Origin of the sequence: Paraburkholderia sp. EG304, assembly GCF_046543485.1 — a bacterium.
Taxonomy (GTDB): Bacteria; Pseudomonadota; Gammaproteobacteria; order Burkholderiales; family Burkholderiaceae; genus Paraburkholderia; species Paraburkholderia youngii.
In genome coordinates, this window is the sequence record NZ_JBKGUA010000164.1 from 1 (window position 1) to 3,182 (window position 3,182).

Below are 3,182 nucleotides of genomic sequence, written 5' to 3' on the forward strand. Positions count from 1 at the left end.
TCTGCTCCCCCGGCGGTGGGTGGTCGAGCGCAGCTTTGGCTGGCTCAACCGTTTCCGGCGTCTCGCACGTGACTATGAACGGCCCCCCGAAACTCTCGCCGGGCTTCATTTTGTCGTCTTCGCAATGGTCATGCTTGTTAGCGCCGTGCCAGTACTTCAAAGTTCCTAACACGCTCTATCTGTCATGATTGAACCATGTCGAGGACTGGTTGCCCGCATCCAGCGCGACTAATCACGCGCGCGGTGTCACCAGCCCCCTGGACCTCGATAACGATTGTTTCGCCTCTCCGCTCTCGATCGGTCGCGGAGCTCGGTCCGGGGCATACTGGTAGTCGGCGATGCGTACCTCGCTATGAGGGAATCGGCATACCCATGCGCAAGCACTAGCAAACCCTGCAATCCCATCATAGACCGCGATATCAGTTTTATTGAATCCGATTTGCTTGCGTCGTAGCAGAAGCTCCGGCGACAATCGCATGCGCGTCGCACTTGGAAATGATCCGCCCACATTAGAAGCGTCCGGCAGGTATCCGGCTTATTTGCTCGCGACCGGTGGGATCAACACCATAGTGACGGACTCTTATACGGAGATATATCGTACCAAGGCTCTGCGATCTCTTCCGGGGCCGCGCATATTTTGCGGCAAATTGACTTTGAGGAATCGTGGCAAAGCTCGTAAGCATTAACGCAATACCCCGAATGTCGTCCAAATTTGGGATTCCATACTCCATGCAACGTTACAGACGTCGCCGCGATCTCTTAAAGAGATCGCGGTCGAGTTAAGCGTTGACGGCAACATCGTCCCGCAACCGCCGTCTGTCCACGCCGCAGTCAAGCCCTTGCGCATTGCCTGACGAGGGGCCACGTGTCTAGGCCGCGCGCCAGCTTCGTTGAATTTTCGTAGGTCACAATGCAAACAATTCATTTCGGCAATCGCAAATTCCCAAGAGCCTTTGAATTGGCGGCCCTTTCCCTTGGCGTAGCGGTCACGATGATCCCGCTGTCCGCCCGAGCGGAGACCGACTGGGTCTCGACCCGCACCCAAGCGTTCCTCCTGTCGAACGCGCCGGCGCCGGCCGGAACTTATGCCCCGCAGAGCTACTCGCTGAACAGCCTCGGCAATCCGGCGCTGACCGATACGAATGTGACGCCGCTCGAACTGAGTCAGCCGCTGCACATTGCCGTGGCCCTGAGGCACCGCAACGAGGAAACGCTCGACAGGTTCCTTCGCGACCTCAATCAGCCGGGTAGCCCCAGTTACCACAGGTACCTCACGCCGGCCGAGTTCAAGGCGCGTTTCTCGCCGACCGACGCTCAGGTCGCGGCCGTAGTCGCTCATCTGAAGGCGAACGGCTTCCTCAACGTCTCCGTGTCGGAGAACAACATGCTAATCTCCGCCGACGGCAACGCAAACAACGTGCAAAGCGCCTTCCAGACGAGCATCAAGCGCTTCAACTATAAAGGCAAGCCGGCCTATGGGAACGATTTGTCAGCCCGTGTCCCGTCATCGCTCGCCTCGAGCGTTGGTTCGGTACTCGGTCTGCAGAATGCGGTCGTGCCGCACAGCATGCTCCAACGCTTCGCGCCGGAAGCGGTCATCGAACCGGACTCCATTGAGAAGAACACGACAGACGCGTCGAAGCTGGTTAGCCACCAGCCAACCGATTTCGCGAAGATCTATGACGCGAGCAGTCTGCCCGCTGCGACCAACACGACGGTGGGCATCATCGCCTGGGGCGACATGACTCAGACCATTGCCGACCTGAACACCTTCACGCAAAACGCACACCTGCCGAAGGTCAACACGGCGGTCGTCGAGGATGGATCGGGCATCCCGGTCCCCGACGCCGATATCGAGTTTGCTCTCGACAGCCAAGTCATCATCGGCACATCCGGAGGCGTCAAGGAGCTAATCTTCTATCCGGCCATGAGCGGTCCCGGCACCGACCGTGCCACCGACACAACGGTGAACGCTGCTTACAGCAAAGCGGTGACTGATGATAAGGCGACCATCATCAATGTGTCCCTCGGGAACGACGAATATACGTCCTATAAAACCGGCGCGCTCGCCGCCGCCGATGCCGTGTTCAAGCAGGCTGTTGCGCAAGGACAGACCTTCTCAGTCGCTTCAGGCGATGCGGGCGTCTATGTTGAATCGTATTCGCCGCACGGAAACCAAGGGTACATCGGCACGTCCGACGGCGCCTCGATCACCACGATAAACGATCTGTCCAAATACAGCGTGCAGTATCCCGCGAGTTCGCCCTATGTCGTCGCAGTGGGCGGTACGATGCTCTCCACGACCGGCACCATGACGTAGGCCGGCGAAACCGTATGGAATGACGGCGCCGCGTACGCGGACTTAGACGGAACTGGGAAGCGGGTCGACAACGTGGTGCGCATCTGGGCGACGGGAGGGGGCAAGAGCGTGTACGAAGCCGCGCCCAGTTGGCAAACCGCGGCGCTCGGCAGTTCGGTGACGAAGTGTGTCCTGCCGGACGTGGCGTTCGATGCTGCGCGATCGACTGGCGCCTACATCATCTTCAACGGGCAGAAGATGAAGTCGCCAAGCGGCGGCACGAGCCTCGCGTCACCGATCTTCGTGGGCGGCTGGGCGCGGCTCGAATCGGCCACGAACAACAGCCTCAGCCTGCCAACGCCGGCGTTCTATGAGAATCTCCCGGGCAATACGGCGCTGCACCACGACGTGACAGCAGGCAACAACGGCTACCATGGCTACGGCTTCACTGCGACGTCAGGCTGGGACATGGCTACGGGCTTCGGCAGCTTGGACTTCGCGAAGATCAGCGCGGCAATCCCAAGTTGGCGCGCGCAGTAAGGTTCCGTCGCGTCAGCGGGGTCGAGCAAAGTCTTTCGAATCCCAATGTGTGACCTGCATGACGCCAAACACGAAAACACCGCGCACGAGGCAGTCCGCCGGTATTGGCAAGGTGTTTAAAGCGGCTGCGTTATGCGTTGGACGTGATTTTGATGTGTGCGCTGGTGCGTTGCGTACCAGCTGAGTTTACGTAATCTGGATTTGAAATGAAGGACGATGTAGCGGCTAAGTTGTAATGTCCGCTTCTGGCCAAGTTCAAATGTCCGCTTTTGCGCCGCGTAAGCTGTCCTGCCGCCGGTTGTCCGGCACGGGGAGCTTCGATGGCAGTAATAGAACGGATAAC

Annotated in this window: 2 protein-coding genes and 1 pseudogene; 2 read left to right on the forward strand and 1 reads right to left on the reverse strand. The window is 59.1% G+C overall.

Annotated features, from left to right (window positions below; genetic code table 11):
- Positions 1–169 (forward strand): transposase (locus ACLFKU_RS42855; protein WP_410853273.1); only part of this gene is annotated, 169 nt, incomplete at its 5' end.
- A 741-nt stretch (positions 170–910) separates the two neighbouring features.
- A pseudogene (locus ACLFKU_RS42860) lies at positions 911–2,839 on the forward strand (protease pro-enzyme activation domain-containing protein).
- Between the two features lie 130 nt (positions 2,840–2,969).
- On the opposite strand, the gene ACLFKU_RS42865 reads toward ACLFKU_RS42860, so the two are convergent.
- On the reverse strand, positions 2,970–3,182 hold a 213-nt coding region (locus tag ACLFKU_RS42865), incomplete at its 5' end, for a hypothetical protein (protein WP_410853272.1).